This window comes from Bradyrhizobium canariense (genome assembly GCF_900105125.1).
Taxonomy (GTDB): Bacteria; Pseudomonadota; Alphaproteobacteria; order Rhizobiales; family Xanthobacteraceae; genus Bradyrhizobium; species Bradyrhizobium canariense_A.
In genome coordinates, this window is the sequence record NZ_LT629750.1 from 4745004 (window position 1) to 4761354 (window position 16351).

The window sequence follows — 16351 nt, forward strand, 5'->3', positions numbered from 1 at the left end:
AAGATCGTTGCGAAGTTTGTATTTCCTCAACCAGAAAGTTTGGGGGCGAGGTTGATCAGAACAGTCTGGATCGCGGCCGTTTGCCTGGCAAGTATCGGTGGATTGTTCGCCACCAGGGTAACAGCGTCGATGTCTCCCGCCGAGGAAACGGTGACTGACCAGACGGTCGGCGCTGGCTTCTCACAGGACACCCTCACTAAGGCCGACAAACTCGATGTTACGTATGTCGGCTCTTTAACAGAGACCACTGCGGCGTTGCCGGTGAAACGGATTGAGACCTTCCAGCCCGCACTGAGGAGAACTGCAAATCGTAGTTCGCTGCGACCGCTTCATCCGAATGCAAAACGGATCGCCGGGATACTACCCAGGCCTCGGCCCAAAATTAGACTGGCCAATAATGATAGCTCCGCGGGAGCTAGCGCCGACTGCGCTCAGCCCAATGGCTCGGGCAGCATCGTAACATGGTTCAACGGCTGGCTTCGGTGCGGCTCGTAAATCACTCGTCGCCTATTTCAGCAGTTTCCAGGTTGACGTCGCATGAGCGACCGTTTCCCCAGCCGCATCATAGGCGTGGGATTGCAGGAAGAAAATCGAACGGCCCTTCTTCAGAAACCCTGCCTGACAGCGCACGACGCCGGTTCGAGCGGGGCTGAAATACTGTACCTTCATCTCCAGGGTAGATCCCGCTCCGATGCGGTGCTTGAGAAGATGCCCCATCGAAATATCCAGCGCGGTCGCCAACACCCCACCGTGAAGCGACCCCTGCGGATTGTACATCGGCGGCTTTACGTCGAACGATACGGTGCAGCTATCGTCCGCATAGGAGATCTGCATTCCCAGAAAGCGCGACAGGAAGAAGGAGCCGAACTCATGCCTGTCATCGGCAAGCGCTTGTTCGAACATCGCCTGTGCTGCTTCACGCATCGTGCCAGTTTCCCCTATGTCTCATGAAATTGAATTCATCGCGCCATGAGGGCGGGGCGGGCACCCGGCCAGGGTCCTGCCTCGACAGGCACGCGCGGCTGTTCGATCAACGTCAAAATCCGTAAAGCCGCGCTGGATTGTCGGCAAGAATGCGTTGCCGCAGCATCGCGTCCGGAAGCCATTTGGCGATGCAATTAAAAAGTTGCGTATCGTTTGGCGGTTCGGATAGCGAAGGATGAGGCCAATTGGTTGCCCATACCATGCGGTCCGGTGCGATCGCCACGAAATGTTTTACCAATGCTTCGACGTCGCTGTAATCGGGTGGCCCTGAGCGCGATGCCCAGTACGGCGCCGAAAGCTTCAACCAGACCCGGCCGGTTTCGAGCAAGCGTGACAAGCACTGAACCGCTGGATGATCTGAGGTCACCCCGCCCGAGAATCTCCCGATATGATCAATGACGATCGTTCCCGGCCAACCCAGGATTTGGGTTTCGCGCGCCGGCAGTTGCAGCCCGTCAAGTTGTAACTGCGTGTGCCAGCCGACTGCCTGGACCTTGCGCACGATCGCATCGGCCTCGGCCCATCCGATCGCGCCACCGGGGATCATCGCCAGCCGCAAGCCGCGCATGCCGGCATCGGTGAGATCGCGAAGCTCCTGCACACCGATTTCACCGTCGACAACGGCCACGCCACGCGCGGCGTCGCGCCCGAGCTGCGCCATGCTTGCAAGCGTGCAGCGGTTGTCGAAGCCATAGGCCGCGGGCTGCACGATAACGGTGCGCTCGATTCCAAGAGCCTTTCTGAGCGCCCGATAGTTCTGCAACGTGCCGCGCGCGGGGGCCGTTGCGCCCGCAACGGTCGGATAACCGGCTTCGTAGATGTGCATGTGGGTGTCGCACAGCCCCGGCGGCGGCTGAAAATTCAGCTGTTCTGTCGCAATTTCACCGGCCGCCATTTCCGCATCCTCTGGAATCCCCGCCGTTCCGGCAAAAAGGAACGCTGCTGTTCGGCTCGATTAATCCGAGGACGCCCGCAGGCACAACGTTCAAACCAGCAGTGCAGGCCATCACAATCGCCGAGGCAAGGAGGGATTGCTCTATTCCGTTTCAGGTGCGGTTTGGATAAAGACAACAACAGTCGCCGCACGATCATCAACCAGGCGACATAAAACGGGAGAGGCTTCTCGCGGGTCAGACGTGACTGCTGCGGACGCCAGACAAGGACGGACCGCATGCCGCAGTCAGAAATCGAACAACGGACCTTGCGAAAGGTCTCCTGGCGCGTGCTTCCGCTGGTGCTTGCGGCGTATTTTCTCGCCAATCTGGACCGATCGAATATCAGCTACGCCGCGCTGCAGATGAACCACGACCTTCATCTGACCGCCGAACAATTTGGCCTCGGCGCCGGTCTTTTCTCCCTGACCTATCTGCTGCTGGAGATCCCGAGCAATCTGGCGCTGGAGCGATTTGGGGCGCGGCTATGGATCGCCCGCATCATGATCTCCTGGGGAATCCTCTCCGCGGCAACGGCGTTCGTTGTCGGGGCGAATAGCTTCGTTGTGCTGCGCATGCTGCTCGGTGCGGCGGAAGCCGGGCTGGTGCCGGGCGTTCTGCTGTACATCACCTACTGGTTTCCCGATGTTCTGCGCGGCCGCGCGATCGCAATATTCCTGGTCGCCGCACCGGTTTCCAATATCGTCAGCGCGCTGCTGTCGGTCCCTTTGCTCGGCATGAATGGTTTCGCGGGTCTCGGCGGCTGGCAGTGGCTGCTCATCATCGAGGCCTTGCCGGCCGTCATTCTCGGCCTCGTCACCGCGTTCGTGATGACGAACAAGCCGTCCGAGGCAAAGTGGTTGAGCGAGGATGAGAAATCCTGGTTGCAGCGACGCCTGGACAGCGAAAAGATCACCCAGACCGGCCCCAAGCCGCGGATGTGGCAGACGATCTGCAAACCGCGCGTGATGGCACTGGCATTGATCTACGCCCTGCGCAATGTCGGAGCCTTCGGGATCACCTTCTTTCTTCCGCAAATCGTTCGCGACCTTGGCTTGAGCACGACCGAGATTGGCGCGGTCAATTCCGTGTCCTACCTCGTCGCGGTCATCGGCATGGTGCTATGGGCACGCAGTTCCGACCGGACCGGGGAGCGCCGCTGGCATCTGACGGCATCGATGATCGTTGCGGCCGCTGGCCTCGCCTGCGCTGCGTGGCTGGGCGGCTCGCAATGGTCGCTGGTCGCGCTTGCGATCGCGAGCATTGGATATTACGCCTGCCCGCCCTGCATTTTCGCAATCTCGCCGAGCGTGTTGGCTCCCGTGGAGGCCGCCGCCGGCATCGCCTTCATCAACTGCTTTGCGCAAATCGGATCGATCGTCGGGCCCTACGGCGCCGGCTGGCTCCGGTCCGAGACCGGCAGCTTTCAGGGGGCGATGTACTTCATGGCGGGATGTTCGGTGCTGGCCGCGGTGATCGCAGCGCTCATCAAGGCACCCAATACCGCGCCGTCAAGCCGGCAAGCCATCCATCAGCCGAGTGCCGCGCGGAGCTGAGCTGAGCTGAGCAGAACCCGGCTTATCGATATTCTTGGGATTGGAGCGGGCGAAGGGAATCGAACCCTCGTATGCAGCTTGGGAAGCTGCCGTTCTACCATTGAACTACGCCCGCGATCTTCTTGAGCATGATTAGCCGAGACTGCGCGCGCCGCCAAGCGGTTCCCGACATTTCCCGCGCGGCTTGACCCCAGCCGAACTTTCCAGGTGCGGCCGTTTGTGACGGTGCTATGATCCGTTCCGGGGTTGAGGTGGCGTAATGGCGGGGCGTGGGTATTTTCTATTCGACACGGCGATAGGCCGGTGTGGCATCGCGTGGAGCGCAAGCGGCATTATCGGCGTCCAGCTACCGGAAACGCGGGAGATTGAAACCCGGGGGCGGCTGTACCGTCTTTATCCGGACGCCCGTGAGCAGCGGCCGCCCCTCGACGTCGAAATGGCGATCGAAGGGATTATTGCTTTGCTGCGTGGCGAGGCCGGCGATCTCTCCGACGCCACCCTCGACATGAACGATATCCCTGCCTTCAACCGGCGTGTTTATGACTTCACACGCACGATTCCGCGCGGCGAAACCCGCACCTATGGTGAAGTCGCCGCCAGTCTGAGAGCATCCGGCGCCGCGCGTTCGGTGGCGCAGGCGATTGCGAAAAACCCCTTCATGCTGATCGTGCCGTGCCACCGCGTGCTCGAAGCGGGCAGCTATGCGGACAAGATCTCGCCCCATGGCGGCAGCATCTCCAAACGCCGGCTGCTGTCGATCGAGGGCACGCTGAGCCTGGGCAACAAGACCCTGTTCGACGTGCTGCTTCCCGCTGCACCGCCGCGCCCGCAAACCTAGGGTCTGATCACGCTTCGCTGAAGCAGAGCCGCCGCTCATCCCTTTGGGCATGATCTCTGTTGGGGCATGATCTTTTCCGAAAACCGGCCTCCCCTTTTCGGGATCATGCCCTAAATTAGCAGCATGGTCAGAACGACGCTTCTGCAACGCCCCTCGATCACGGTGTCCGACTTCCGCTGCACCGCGGTGCCCGGTGACGCACCGTTCGTCGAGCAATATGGCTGTCACTCGATCTCCTATGTCCGCACAGGCAGCTTCGGCTGTCGCAGCCGCGGCCGCTCCTTCGAACTGGTGGCGGGATCGATCCTGGTCGGCTATCCCGGCGACGAATATGTCTGCAGCCATGATCACGTCTGCGGCGACGAATGCCTGTCGTTTTTCCTGACCCCTGAACTGGTGCAAGCCATCGGCGATCGGACGGAAATCTGGCGGACCGGGTACGTCGCGCCGCTGCCCGAGTTGATGGTGTTGGGCGAGCTTGCCCGGACGGCGGCCGCTGGCCGCAGCGATATCGCCCTCGACGAGATCGGGCAGATATTCGCCAGCCGGTTCGTCGAGATGGTCTCCGGGCGGGCGCAAAAGCCGGTGGTGGCTGCGGCGCGGGATCGCCGTCGCGCGGTGGAGACGGCCTTGTGGATCGATGCGCATTCACATCAGCCGATCGATCTCGAACAGGCCGCCATCCAGGCCGACATCAGTCCGTTTCACTTTCTGCGGCTGTTCTCCGACGTGCTTGGTGTCACTCCGCACCAGTATCTGGTGCGCTCGCGGCTGCGTCATGCGGCGCGCCTTCTGGCCGACGAGGACAGGCCCATCACCGACATCGCCTATGACGTCGGTTTCGGCGATCTCTCCAACTTCGTGCGCACCTTCCACCGCGCCGCGGGCGTGTCGCCGTTGAAATTCCGCCAGGCCTCGCGGGGCGACCGCAAGATTTTCCAAGAACGGCTCGCGGTGCACTGACTAGGGTGATTTCCACACGGCGCGTTACCGAACGCGCCCGGATTTGGAGATCATCATGTACGACCACATCGGACTCAAAGTCAGCAATCTCGACGCCAGCGTGCGCTTCTACACCGCGGCACTGGCGCCGCTCGGATATGTGCTGTGTTCCCGGGACGACACCGGCGCCGGGTTTGGACCCAAAGGTGAGCCCGCGCTCTGGCTTTATCTGCACAAGGGGTCTGCGGGGGCCGGCGCCCATATCGCCTTCCGCGCGCCCGACCACGCCGCGATCAAGACGTTTCATGCCGCGGGACTAAAAGCGGGAGGCCGCGACAACGGCGCTGCGGGCCCAAGAGCCGATTACAGCCCGACCTATTTCGCTGCGTTCCTGATCGATCCCGACGGCAACAATGTCGAGGCGGTTTGTGCTTAGCCACCAACCATCTCATCGCGGCCAACCGCTCGTGCGAAATGCGTGTCCTCATTAAGACCGTCATTCCGGGATGGTGCGTCAGCACGAGACCCGGAATCTCGAGATTCCGGGTTCGATGCGGAGCCTGTCATCGGGCCGGCCAGAGGCCGGACCCGTTGGCATCGCCCCGGAATGACGGTGAAATACCAAGATGACATTCCGTTCTCGGTCAAGAAAGGCCATCACCATGGCATCCCTTCAAAAAGACATTCAACTCAGTGCACGCCCGGACGAAGTGTGGGACGCGGTACGGGACTTCGGTGCGCTGCATACGCGGCTAGCGCCGGGCTTCGTGCTCGACACGCGTCTCGACGGCGACGGCGCCCGCATCGTCACATTTGCCAGCGGTACGGTGTTGCGCGAGTTGCTGGTCGATTGCGACGAGACGCGGCGGCGGCTGGTCTACGCCATCATCAGCGAGCGCGTGAAGCATTATAGCGCTTCGGTGCAGGTGCTCGACGATCACGACGGGCGCAGCCGGCTGCTCTGGATCATCGATTTCCTGCCCAACGATATCGCGCCCTATATCGGCGGCCAGATGGACCAGGCCGTGCTCGCCATGCAGAAGGCCTTCGGTCGCGCTGTTCAGCCGATTACGTGATCTTTCTCACAGTCGTCGGAGCGCGTTCTTCCTAGCCTCGCCCTCGTGCGTCCGGTTGCGCTGCTTTCGCGGTGCTTGCGCACGCGAGGAGCAAAGCCATGACAGGAGCTGACAAGGTGCTGTGCCAGGCGGCAACGCTGCTGTTGCTGTTTACGCTGATGTCCGCGCCGGCGAAGGCGCAGTTCGCCGGCTTAGGCGGCGGCGGAGGCGGTGGTGGCGACATGATGACGCAAATGGCGCCGATGCTCGAAATGATGAAAGCAAAAATGGGCAAGCGCCGCTTCGCCATGATGATGCAGACCATGGGACCGATGATGAGCAAGATGATGGACGGTAGCGGCGGCGGTCTTGGTGGCGGACTTGGTGGCGGACTTGGCGGAATGGGTGGTGGCATTCCGGGAGGCCTTGGCGGAATGCCGGGTGGCGCTGGCACGGGAAGCAGCTTCGGCGGCGGTGGCTACGCGCCCGAAGCATCGGGAATCGGAATCGGCGCGGGCGGTGGCGGAGACATCATGGGCATGCTCGCCGGCGGTGGTGGCAGCGAATTGATGGGCATGATCCCGCAGTTGATGCGGCTGGCCAGTTTTGGCGGCGGCGGTCACCGCCATCACCGGCGGCGATAGAATCCGCTCTTGACGCCGAAATGCGATGTCTCACGACAAGGCAGGGCGGACTTCTGGCACCGCACCGCCCTTTGGTCCCCATCGCGTCAGGATGACGCTCGAGGACGACAACACGCCGAGCACCACCATCGAAGTCGCCGCCAGCACGAAGAAGTTTTCAGCGCTCGCATCGTGCGTCGACAGCCACCAGCCGCCGAGCCCGATAAACACCAGCCGCGCGCTTTGCGCCAGCACCGGCCCGATCACCTTGGCCGCGCCCTGCGATGAGAAGTACATCGACATCGCGAGCCCGATGAACGCGTACATCGGAGCGGCCGTCGACAAATACTGACGGCTGGCGCTCCGCATCGCGGAATCCTCGGTGAATATATTGACCCAGAGGTCGGGAAAAATCGCGATGACCGTCGCGATCGCCCCGACCGAGACGAAAGACAGCGTGCCCGCGGTCCAGGCAATCTGCCGCGCCCGCGCGATGCGGCCGGCGCCGATCGCCATGCCGACCATCGGCACCGACGCAATTCCGAACGCGAACGCAACCGAGGTCAGCATGAATTCCAGCCGGGCGCCGATGCCGTAGCCGGCCAGAATCGCGGTGCCGAATCCCGCCAGCATGTGCGTGAAGATACTGATCGTCAGCACCGACTGCAGCGGCGAGAAACAGGACACCAGGCCGACCTTGAGGATGTCGACGAACATCGCACGGCGGATGCGAAGCCCGCGAATCTTGGGAACGACGCGCGCCCGCCCCGAGAACAAATACCACGCCATGATCGACACGCTGATGCTGTAGGCGATCAGCGATCCCGCGGCGACGCCGCGCATGCCGAATTGCGGCACCGGACCGAGGCCGAGGCCGAGTGTGCCGCCGAGAATGATCTGGCAGACGGCGGAGTTGAGGATCAGCAGCGACGGCAATTTCATGTTACCGGTGCCACGCAAGATTCCCGCCATCGTATTCAACAGCCATGGCAGAACCGCGCCGCCAAAAAAGATCTGCGCGTAGGCGATGGCATTCGCCAGGACCTCGCCGCGCCCGCCGAGCAATTCCAGCAATCTGGGCCCAAAAATCAGCATGCCGAGCATGAAGGTCAGCCCAAAGCAGATCCCGATCAGCAGGGCATGCGCGGCCAGCGTCGAGGCGCGGTCGATATCGCCGGCGCCCAGCGCACGCGCAATTGCGGAAGCGACGCCGCCGCCCATCGCACCGCCGGACATCGTCATGGTCAGGATGACGCACGGAAATACCAGCGCCATCGCAGCCAGCGCCTCCACGCCGAGCCGGCCGATATAGGATGTTTCGGCGATGACAACACAGGTGCCGGCGCTGAGCGCGATGACGTTGGGCCAGGCAAGCCACAACAGCGTGCGCAGGATCGGACCGTCGATCAGCGCATTCCTGGCGGGTGCTGCAATTGGAGGGAGCGGTTGTTCGCCGTCGTCAACGGGAATCGGGGCGACAGCGATATCCGACATTTCCTCTCCGGAATTGGCGCGATCTGGCCGCCGCGCGCTGTTGGCTTCCTAGCACGATCCAGCCCGCGGCCTGGTTGCGTCAGGCGCATGGGCCGCCTGCGCAATTTAGCCGCTGTGGAGGTGGGTTTGTGGTTCTCGCAGGTAATTGAAGGCCGACGTCTTGAACGATTACGGGCTTGCCGCATTGTAACGGCAACATTCGGGGAACGAACCATGCGCAAAAATATGCTTCTGGCGATATCCATCGGAGCGTTGGCGCTTCCACTCGCCGCCTGTCACGACCCGCAGGACACCGCCACCGCCGAGCAGAGTTTTGGGCCTTCGCCCACGCTTCCCGCCCCGCAGCACTCCTGGATACCGACGGTCAACGTGGCTACTGCCATAGGCTGGCCGGCCGGCGGCAAACCCACTGCCGCCAACGGCATGGCAGTCAATGCTTTTGCCACCGGGCTCGATCACCCACGCTCGCTCTATGTGCTGCCCAATGGCGACGTGCTGGTGGCGGAGACAAATGCCCCGCCGAAGCCAGACGACGGCAAGGGCATCAAGGCCTGGGCGACGCGGCTGGTGATGGGCCGCGCCGGGGCCGGCACGCCGACAGCCAACCGCATCACGCTGCTGCGCGACGCCGATGGCGACGGCAAGGCCGAGACCAAAACTGTTTTTATCGAAGGATTGAATTCGCCGTTTGGAATGACGCTGGTCGGCAATGATTTTTATGTCGCCGATTCCGATGCGATCATGAAGTTTCCGTATCATGAGGGCGACACGAAAATCAGCGCAGCCGGCGTCAAGCTGGCAGACCTTCCCGCCGGTCGCATCAACCATCACTGGACAAAGGACCTCACCGCCAGTCCTGACGGCACCAAACTTTACGCAACGGTCGGCTCCAACAGCAATGTTGGCGAGAACGGCATCGAGGCCGAGACCAATCGCGCCGCCGTGCTTGAGGTGGATCGCGCCAGCGGAAAATGGCGCGTGTTCGCCTCGGGCCTTCGCAATCCGAACGGGCCGTCATGGCAGCCGCAGAGCGGCGCGCTGTGGGTGACGGTGAACGAGCGTGACGAGCTCGGTGACGACCTCGTCCCGGACTACATGACGTCAGTCAAGGACGGCGCGTTTTACGGCTGGCCCTACAGCTATTACGGCCAGCATGTCGACACCCGCGTCGAACCACAGCGGCCGGATCTGGTGGCCAAGGCGATCCCGCCGGATTACGCGCTCGGCGCGCATACCGCTTCGCTCGGCTTGACATTCAACACCGGCAATCTGTTTCCGCCAGACATGGCCGGCGGCGCATTCGTCGGCCAGCACGGCTCGTGGAATCGCAAACCGCGCGCCGGCTACAAGGTGATCTTCGTGCCGTTCGCCGATGGCAAGCCCGCGGGAAAACCGCAGGACGTGCTGACCGGATTCCTCAACGACAGCGGCGAGGCACAAGGGCGGCCGGTCGGCGTCAAGATCGACAAGCAAGGCGCGCTGCTGGTGGCTGACGATGTCGGCAACACGGTATGGCGCGTGACGCCGCAGGCGAAGTCAGCGTCGCGAGAATCGTCATTCCGGGGCGATGCCAACCGGTCCGGCCTCTGGCCGGCCCGATGACAGGCTCCGCATCGAACCCGAAATCCAAGGATTCCCCGATGTGCAATTGCACATCTGAGGTCTGGTGCTAACGCACCATCCCGGAATGACAGGGATTGGATCGCTTCGTCGCTAACGCTCCTCGCGATAACGGCCCAGCTAAACCCGGAAATGCTTGCTCAGCTTCAGGCCCTGCGCCTGGTAGTTCGAGCCGATGCGCTGGCCGTACATGGCATCGGGCCGCGCCAGCATTTTTTCGTAAACCAGCCGGCCGACGATCTGGCCGTGTTCGAGGATGAACGGCACTTCGCGCGAGCGCACTTCCAGCACCGCGCGCGAGCCCTGCCCGCCCGCCCCGGCATAGCCGAAGCCGGGATCGAAGAAGCCGGCATAATGCACGCGGAATTCGCCGACCAGCGGATCGAACGGCACCATCTCGGCGGCATAATCCGGCGGCACCTGCACGGCTTCCTTGGACGCCAGGATGTAGAATTCGCCGGGGTCGAGAATGAGACTGCCGTCCGGCCGCGCCGCTATCGCCTCCCAGAACTCATTGATCGCATAGCCGCCACGGCGGTCGATATCGACCACACCGGTGTGGCGCTTGGCGCGATAGCCGACAAAGCCGCTGGCGCTTTCGCCTGACAGATCGACGCTGAGCGCGACGCCATTGGCGAGATCGGCGTCGTCGATATCGACCAGCCGTTCGGCATCGTGCAGCGCGTCAAGCTCATCGGCGTTGAGGATGGCGTCGCCAACCCGGAAGCGCACCTGCGACAGCCGCGATCCCTCGCGCAACAGCACCGGAAACGTCTTCGGGCTGATCTCGGCATAGAGCGGGCCATGATAGCCGGCGCCGATCATGTCGAACCGGCGGGTGCCGTCGGCGATCACGCGGGTGAATACATCGAGCCGCCCGGTCGAGCTTTTGGGGTTGGCCGCGGCGACGATGTTCGGTGGCAGCGCCAGGCTCTCCAGTAACGGCACGATGTAGACGCAATTGGTCTCCAGCACCGCGCCATCGCTGAGGTCGATTTCGTGCAGCTTCAATTCGTCGATGCGCTCGGCCACCGTCGCGCCCGGCCCCGGCAGGAAGCTTGCGCGGACCCGATAGGCGATATCGCCCAGCCGCAGATCGAGGCTCGCCGGCTGGATCTGGCTTTCGACGAACGGATAGGCCGGCAGAATAAGGCCGGCATCCGCCATCGCCGCGATCATGCGATCGGGCAGAATGCCATTGGCATCGGGTTGAAGCGTGAACGACAATTCCTTACCCATTCGATCATGACCCGATTGGACGGCATCGGATCGTGATCTCATCTCGTTGTTTGAGCATGATCTTTTCGGAAAACCGGTTTCTGCTTCTCCAGATCATGCGCTAGCCGGACGCTGGAAATATAGCCTTTTTACGGGTTATCCGATGGCCGCCTTGACGGAAAGGGCGCGACCGAATAAGAGCATGACTTATCCCGTGGTGATTTGAGCCGGCCGGCTTGCAGCCACGTTAAATAAGTCGCTAAACAGGCCGGGGACATGTGTGATCCCGGCCTGTGGAAATTTTCCAGGCCGGTTTTTTGTGACCATTTTCCAGGGTGGTCACGACGGAGGTCACATGTCTGAGACTACAACAACCACGACGAATAAGCCCAAGTCACCCACCGCCCACTATCGGCCCGAAACCCGGCTGGTCCATTCCGGCGCGATACGTTCGGAGTTCGGCGAGACGTCCGAGGCGCTGTTTCTGACGCAGGGTTTTATCTATGACAGCGCCGAGCAATGCGAGGCGCGGTTCAAGGGCGAGGAGCCCGGGTACCTCTATTCACGCTTCTCCAATCCCAATATTTCGATGTTCGAGCGCCGCATGATCGAGCTCGAAGGCGCGGAAGCGGCGCGCGCCACCGCTACCGGCATGGCCGCGGTGACGACGGCCGTTCTCGCGCCACTGAAGGCCGGCGATCACGTCGTTGCCGCCAAGGCAATGTTCGGATCGTGTCGCTATGTGGTGGAAGACCTGCTGCCGCGTTACGGCATTGCGTCCACTTTGGTCGATGGTCTCGATCTCGACCAGTGGCGGAAGGCGATACGGCCGAACACAAAAACCTGTTTCCTGGAGAGCCCGACCAATCCGACGCTGGACGTGCTCGATATCGGCGCTATCGCCGAGATCGCGCACCAGGGCGGCGCCCGGCTGATCGTTGACAATGTATTTGCAACGCCGATCTGGCAGAGCCCGCTGTCGCTCGGCGCCGACGTCGTGGTGTATTCCGCGACCAAACACATCGACGGCCAGGGCCGCTGTCTCGGCGGCATCATCCTGTCGTCGGAAGCGTTCATCGCCGAGCACATCCACAATTTCATGCGCCAGACCGGCCCATCGATGTCGCCGTTCAATGCCTGGGTATTGCTGAAGGGGCTGGAGACGCTGGCGGTCCGCGTCCGCGCGCAGACCGAAAGCGCGGCAGCCATTGCCGACGTCCTGGCGCAGCATCCGAAAATCTCGCGGCTGATCTATCCGGGCCGTGACGATCATCCGCAGGCGGCAACGGTGAAGAAGCAGATGCGCGCCGGTTCGACGCTGATCGGATTCGAGATCAAGGGCGGCAAGGCAGCGACCTTCCGTGCGCTGAACGCGCTGAAGGTGTCGCGGATTTCAAACAATCTCGGCGATGCCAAGAGCCTCGTCACCCATCCCGCGACCACGACGCATCAGCGGTTGACCCCGGAGGCTCGCGCCGAACTCGGCATCAGCGAAGGCTTTGTCCGGCTCTCGGTCGGCCTCGAGCATCGCGATGACCTGATCGAGGATCTGCAGGCAGCGTTGGAGAAGGCGTGAGGGGCTGACGGTTCGCCGCGAGACGGCCTCTGACGTCATTGCAAACTAACGGGTCGCGCGCACGCGCGCCCGATGACAGACTCCGCGAAGCAATTCAGAAGCTACACCGTTATAAGAGCTGGATTGCTTCGTCGCTTGCGCTTCTCGCAATGACGGCACCTCACATCGGCCGGTACTTCTGCACGCTGGACGGCACGTTGACGCCCAGCTTGATCTGGCCCACCGACATGATGATGTCGTCGCCGAGCAACTGGGCGAAGCAGGCATAGCCCCAGTCGTTCATATGCAGGCCGTCGGCGATCACGAAGCTGTCGATCGGCAGCGCCTGCTCATCATGCCATTCGCGCATCACCTCGAAGCGCGGAAAAATGCCGACATGGCGAAGCTCTGCGACCTTGTTCAGCAACTTCACCATCCGGCTTGCGCTTTCCGCCCGCTCGTAGACCTTTGGAGAATATTGCGGATCGACCAGCACGAGATCGGCGCCAGCAGCCTGAATGCGCGCGACGCCATCTTCCACCATCTTTGCAGTTTCCGCAGGATCGAGATTGCGCAGCACGGCATTGGTGCCGACCTGCCAGATCACGAGATCCGGTTTCGCATCGATCACCGAGGTCTGGATCCGCTTCATCATTTCCGGCGCGTCCTCACCGCCGACGCCGCGGTTGAGGACGGTGATGTCGGCGCCCGGATATTTCCGGTGCAACTGCGCCGCCAGCCGGTTGGGATAGGTGAACTCAGGCGACGACGATCCATAACCCGCCGTCGAAGACGAGCCGAATGCGACGATGACCACCGGCTGTCCCGCAGCCAGCTTGCCCGCGACATGCGGCAATGATCCCATCGATTTGACACCGCCCTTCGGAGACAGGCACGGCACGCGGCTGAAAATGTCACCGGCGGATTTTGCGACCGCCTTCACCTTATCGATCGCCCGGCTGGTGATGCTCCTGGGCTGCGCCGGATTTGCCTGATCGACAGACGCAATATTGCCGGCATTACCAGCACCGGTCGTTTGGGAACCCGGCGCCTTAACGCCTTCGGATTTGGAGTCGTCAGATCCGGCAATGTCGGATTTCGCACTATCGGATAACGCAGACTGCTGGGCGGCCTGGACGCGTGTCGGCAGCATCAACGCCGGTGCCAGCAACACGAGCGCTGCGACGACGGGCGCGGCCAGCGATGTCATTGCGGAAAAAGGGCGGTCGAAACTCATTAACGCTGAATCCTCAATTCTGCTGGGCCGTGTTGATGTGAGCTGCATCGATCACAAACGTCGACAACGCACGGCCCAGGCAATCATGAACACGCTTCGCAAGCTCGAGGCCATGCGACGCGCTGAAAAAGTCGAAATCTCCCGAGTCATTCCATTGATGCATGATGGCGAACCGGTCGAATAGCGGAACGTTGTACTGCTGTGCCACCACGCGCATATTATCTAGGTAGGGCGGCGCAGAAATCATCGATTCCGTGCGCGGGCTATATTGCAGATTCATTAAAATCACGTCGGCTCCCGCCTTTTGCAGCGCAGCAACTCCATCGTCGACCGCGCCACGAAAATCATCGGGATCGATAGACCGCATAGCATCGACGGTACCGGTCTGCCAGATCACTAAAGTAGGCTTTTTGTCTTCCATTAACTTAACGAATTCGGCGGCCACCTCCTCGGCGGTTTTCTTGGACCGTAATTCTACGGATATGTTGATCGGGACAGAAGGTAATTTCTCTTTCAGGATCGCCTGCAACCGGGCCGGATAGGCACTCGCTTCCGAAGCGGTAATGGTCGACGACCGGCTGCCAATCACCAGAATATCCAGTGGACGGCTGTTTTTTACGGCATCCGCGACTTTTGGCAGCGTACTGTCGGTCGTAAGCAGATAGGCCGGGACATCGCAGGCCTGGGCGGCATCTTGGGGAGTGGCTGGGGGAGCAGCCTGTGGAGCGACAGCGGGAGTGGCTTGGGAATCATCTTGTGGAGCGGGCTGCGAAGCGCCTTGTGGGGCACCTTGGGAAGCATCCTCAGCGCGAGCGAATGTTGCGGTTAAAAAACCCGCCAGCAGCATCAATCCCAGGATTGCTCCCGAGCTGAACCTCATAAGCTCCCCCCCGCCATATCGGCGTTGCCGACGGTGCTTTTTGTACGTGATGCACTCTTGTCTGCCGAATGTTTGTACCACGAAAAAAGCCATGCCGCGCCCGACATAATGACGATTCCAGAGATGCTGACGACGAAATGCATTCCGGCGCCGCCGGAGACTTCGGCCAGTATGAAATGTCCTGCGAACGCAAGAAACACGCCGAGACAGAAGATTTCCAGCGAATGCTGCCCGCACAGGATCAGCGGCCGCAGCCAGGGCGACTTCAGGCCGGCCCAATCCTTGGGCAGGAAGCGCACGGTAACGGCCGCCAGCGCCAGAAAATGTGCGAACCTCAACACGTCTAGGTCGGTCTTGTTGATGGGATACATCCATTGCTCGAGCCAGCGCGGCATCAGGAAACTTAGCTGCGGCAGGTACCAGGTCAGCGTGACGCAAAACGCCGCGAATAGATAGGCGAGCGAGATCCACAGCGTGATCCGCGACGCGAGGATTCGCGACATTCGCCTGGCGCCCCCTTGCGCGCACCACGCACCGAACACGAACAGCAATTGCCAGGCGAACGGATTGAAGGCCCAAACGCCGTTCGGATAGGCCGACAGATACAGGTCGTATTGCCAAGTGACCGCATACAGTAACACCGACAGCGCCAGCGTGACGTCAGGCCTCCACTTCATCAGCCACAGTATCAGCGGCAGGAAAAGCATCAGCACGATATAGAGCGGCAATACGTCCATGTTGACCGGGCGGAATCTCAACAGCAACGCCTGGACGATGGTGACGTCCGGTTGCTTGAGAAAATCCATGATGCCCATTTCTTCGGTGTAGAGCGGGTTCTCGAAACTGGTTGCGACATAGGAAATCTCCGCGAGAAAGATCGTGAACAAAAACACATGCGCGACATAGATCTGCCAGACCCGCCGCAGGATACGCGCAGTCGCGACCACGAAGCCGGCCTCGCGCATCGCGCGGCCATAAACGAACGCGGCGGTGTAACCGGAGATGAAAATGAATATTTCGGTGGCGTCGCTGAATCCGTAGTTGCGGATCGTGAGCCAGGTCAGGAGGTTGGGCGGCAGATGATCGATGAAGATCAGCCACAATGCGAGGCCGCGAAACAGATCGAGCCGCAGCTCACGCTCGCTGACCGCGGGAAGTGAAATGGCCGGCGCAGTATCGGCCGGTGCCGGCGCGAGGTCTCGCGCGGCCGCATCCGCGGCGTCCGCGAGTGGTGGTCCGGCAATTCGATCGGCAACGGACGTCATCTGGAACCGTTTGGAATAAGGTGGTTTTCGCACGTTCGCGCGATGCGAAACACCGTATCGGCCGATAGTAGCGGCCTCGGGATCGCAGGCAAGTTACGGGGGGTTAAGGCAGGCGCGATTTAGGCCCGAACTATGGTCAAACGACGGTTGCA

At 61.6% G+C, this 16351-nt stretch carries 15 protein-coding genes, 1 tRNA gene and 1 riboswitch; of the genes, 8 read left to right on the plus strand and 8 right to left on the minus strand.

The window, feature by feature from the left end:
• Positions 1-507: 507 nt before the first annotated feature.
• Both BLV09_RS22595 and BLV09_RS22600 read right to left on the minus strand, forming a co-directional pair.
• Positions 508-924 carry a PaaI family thioesterase gene (locus BLV09_RS22595; protein ID WP_146688959.1) on the minus strand — a complete coding sequence of 139 codons (417 nt, stop codon included), beginning with the start codon at positions 922-924 and terminating at the stop codon, positions 508-510.
• Positions 925-1036: 112 nt separating this feature from the next.
• Complete coding sequence (locus BLV09_RS22600) at positions 1037-1879, minus strand: amidohydrolase family protein (protein ID WP_146688960.1); 843 nt, start codon at positions 1877-1879, stop codon at positions 1037-1039.
• A gap of 276 nt (positions 1880-2155) precedes the next feature.
• Between BLV09_RS22600 and BLV09_RS22605 the strand changes: the two genes are divergently transcribed.
• Complete coding sequence (locus BLV09_RS22605; protein ID WP_146688961.1) at positions 2156-3472, plus strand: MFS transporter; 1317 nt, start codon at positions 2156-2158, stop codon at positions 3470-3472.
• A gap of 41 nt (positions 3473-3513) precedes the next feature.
• On the opposite strand, the gene BLV09_RS22610 is transcribed toward BLV09_RS22605, so the two are convergent.
• Positions 3514-3587 (minus strand) — tRNA-Gly (locus BLV09_RS22610).
• Positions 3588-3731: 144 nt separating this feature from the next.
• Between BLV09_RS22610 and BLV09_RS22615 the strand changes: the two genes are divergently transcribed.
• The 5 genes from BLV09_RS22615 to BLV09_RS22635 all read left to right on the plus strand — a co-directional run bounded on the left by BLV09_RS22615 (position 3732) and on the right by BLV09_RS22635 (position 6951).
• On the plus strand, positions 3732-4310 hold the full coding sequence (locus BLV09_RS22615; RefSeq protein WP_146688962.1) for a methylated-DNA--[protein]-cysteine S-methyltransferase: 579 nt from the start codon (positions 3732-3734) through the stop codon (positions 4308-4310).
• 123 nt (positions 4311-4433) lie between these two features.
• A complete protein-coding gene (locus tag BLV09_RS22620) occupies positions 4434-5273 on the plus strand; it encodes a helix-turn-helix transcriptional regulator (RefSeq protein ID WP_146688963.1) in 840 nt (279 codons plus the stop codon).
• A gap of 55 nt (positions 5274-5328) precedes the next feature.
• Positions 5329-5688, plus strand: a complete 360-nt coding sequence (locus BLV09_RS22625; RefSeq protein WP_146688964.1) for a VOC family protein — start codon at positions 5329-5331, stop codon at positions 5686-5688.
• A gap of 226 nt (positions 5689-5914) precedes the next feature.
• On the plus strand, positions 5915-6328 hold the full coding sequence (locus BLV09_RS22630) for an SRPBCC family protein (RefSeq protein ID WP_146688965.1): 414 nt from the start codon (positions 5915-5917) through the stop codon (positions 6326-6328).
• Between the two features lie 98 nt (positions 6329-6426).
• On the plus strand, positions 6427-6951 hold the full coding sequence (locus BLV09_RS22635; RefSeq protein WP_146688966.1) for a hypothetical protein: 525 nt from the start codon (positions 6427-6429) through the stop codon (positions 6949-6951).
• A 30-nt stretch (positions 6952-6981) separates the two neighbouring features.
• Here BLV09_RS22635 and BLV09_RS22640 read toward each other — a convergent pair whose 3' ends face one another.
• Complete coding sequence (locus tag BLV09_RS22640; RefSeq protein WP_146688967.1) at positions 6982-8424, minus strand: MATE family efflux transporter; 1443 nt, start codon at positions 8422-8424, stop codon at positions 6982-6984.
• Between the two features lie 213 nt (positions 8425-8637).
• Here BLV09_RS22640 and BLV09_RS22645 point away from each other — a divergent pair, with 213 nt between their 5' ends.
• Positions 8638-10026, plus strand: a complete 1389-nt coding sequence (locus BLV09_RS22645; RefSeq protein ID WP_146688968.1) for a PQQ-dependent sugar dehydrogenase — start codon at positions 8638-8640, stop codon at positions 10024-10026.
• A 138-nt stretch (positions 10027-10164) separates the two neighbouring features.
• Here the strand turns inward: BLV09_RS22645 and BLV09_RS22650 are convergent, their stop codons facing one another.
• A complete protein-coding gene (locus BLV09_RS22650; RefSeq protein WP_100384545.1) occupies positions 10165-11283 on the minus strand; it encodes a 2'-deoxycytidine 5'-triphosphate deaminase in 1119 nt (372 codons plus the stop codon).
• 183 nt (positions 11284-11466) lie between these two features.
• Positions 11467-11546, plus strand: a riboswitch (SAM riboswitch).
• A 71-nt stretch (positions 11547-11617) separates the two neighbouring features.
• Here BLV09_RS22650 and BLV09_RS22655 point away from each other — a divergent pair.
• Entirely contained in the window at positions 11618-12838 is a 1221-nt protein-coding gene (locus BLV09_RS22655; RefSeq protein ID WP_146688969.1) for an O-succinylhomoserine sulfhydrylase, read from the plus strand.
• 160 nt (positions 12839-12998) lie between these two features.
• On the opposite strand, the gene BLV09_RS22660 is transcribed toward BLV09_RS22655, so the two are convergent.
• Genes BLV09_RS22660 through BLV09_RS22670 form a run of 3 tightly spaced genes read right to left on the minus strand, consistent with a single transcriptional unit; the run spans position 12999 to position 16199 of the window.
• On the minus strand, positions 12999-14054 hold the full coding sequence (locus tag BLV09_RS22660; protein ID WP_146688970.1) for an SGNH/GDSL hydrolase family protein: 1056 nt from the start codon (positions 14052-14054) through the stop codon (positions 12999-13001).
• 13 nt (positions 14055-14067) lie between these two features.
• Positions 14068-14934: an SGNH/GDSL hydrolase family protein gene (locus tag BLV09_RS22665; RefSeq protein WP_433994352.1), complete on the minus strand. Its 867-nt coding sequence runs from the start codon at positions 14932-14934 to the stop codon at positions 14068-14070.
• Positions 14931-16199, minus strand: coding sequence for an OpgC domain-containing protein (locus BLV09_RS22670; RefSeq protein WP_146688971.1), 1269 nt, complete (start codon positions 16197-16199; stop codon positions 14931-14933). The genes BLV09_RS22665 and BLV09_RS22670 overlap by 4 nt, the downstream gene beginning before the upstream one ends.
• Positions 16200-16351: the final 152 nt, after the last annotated feature.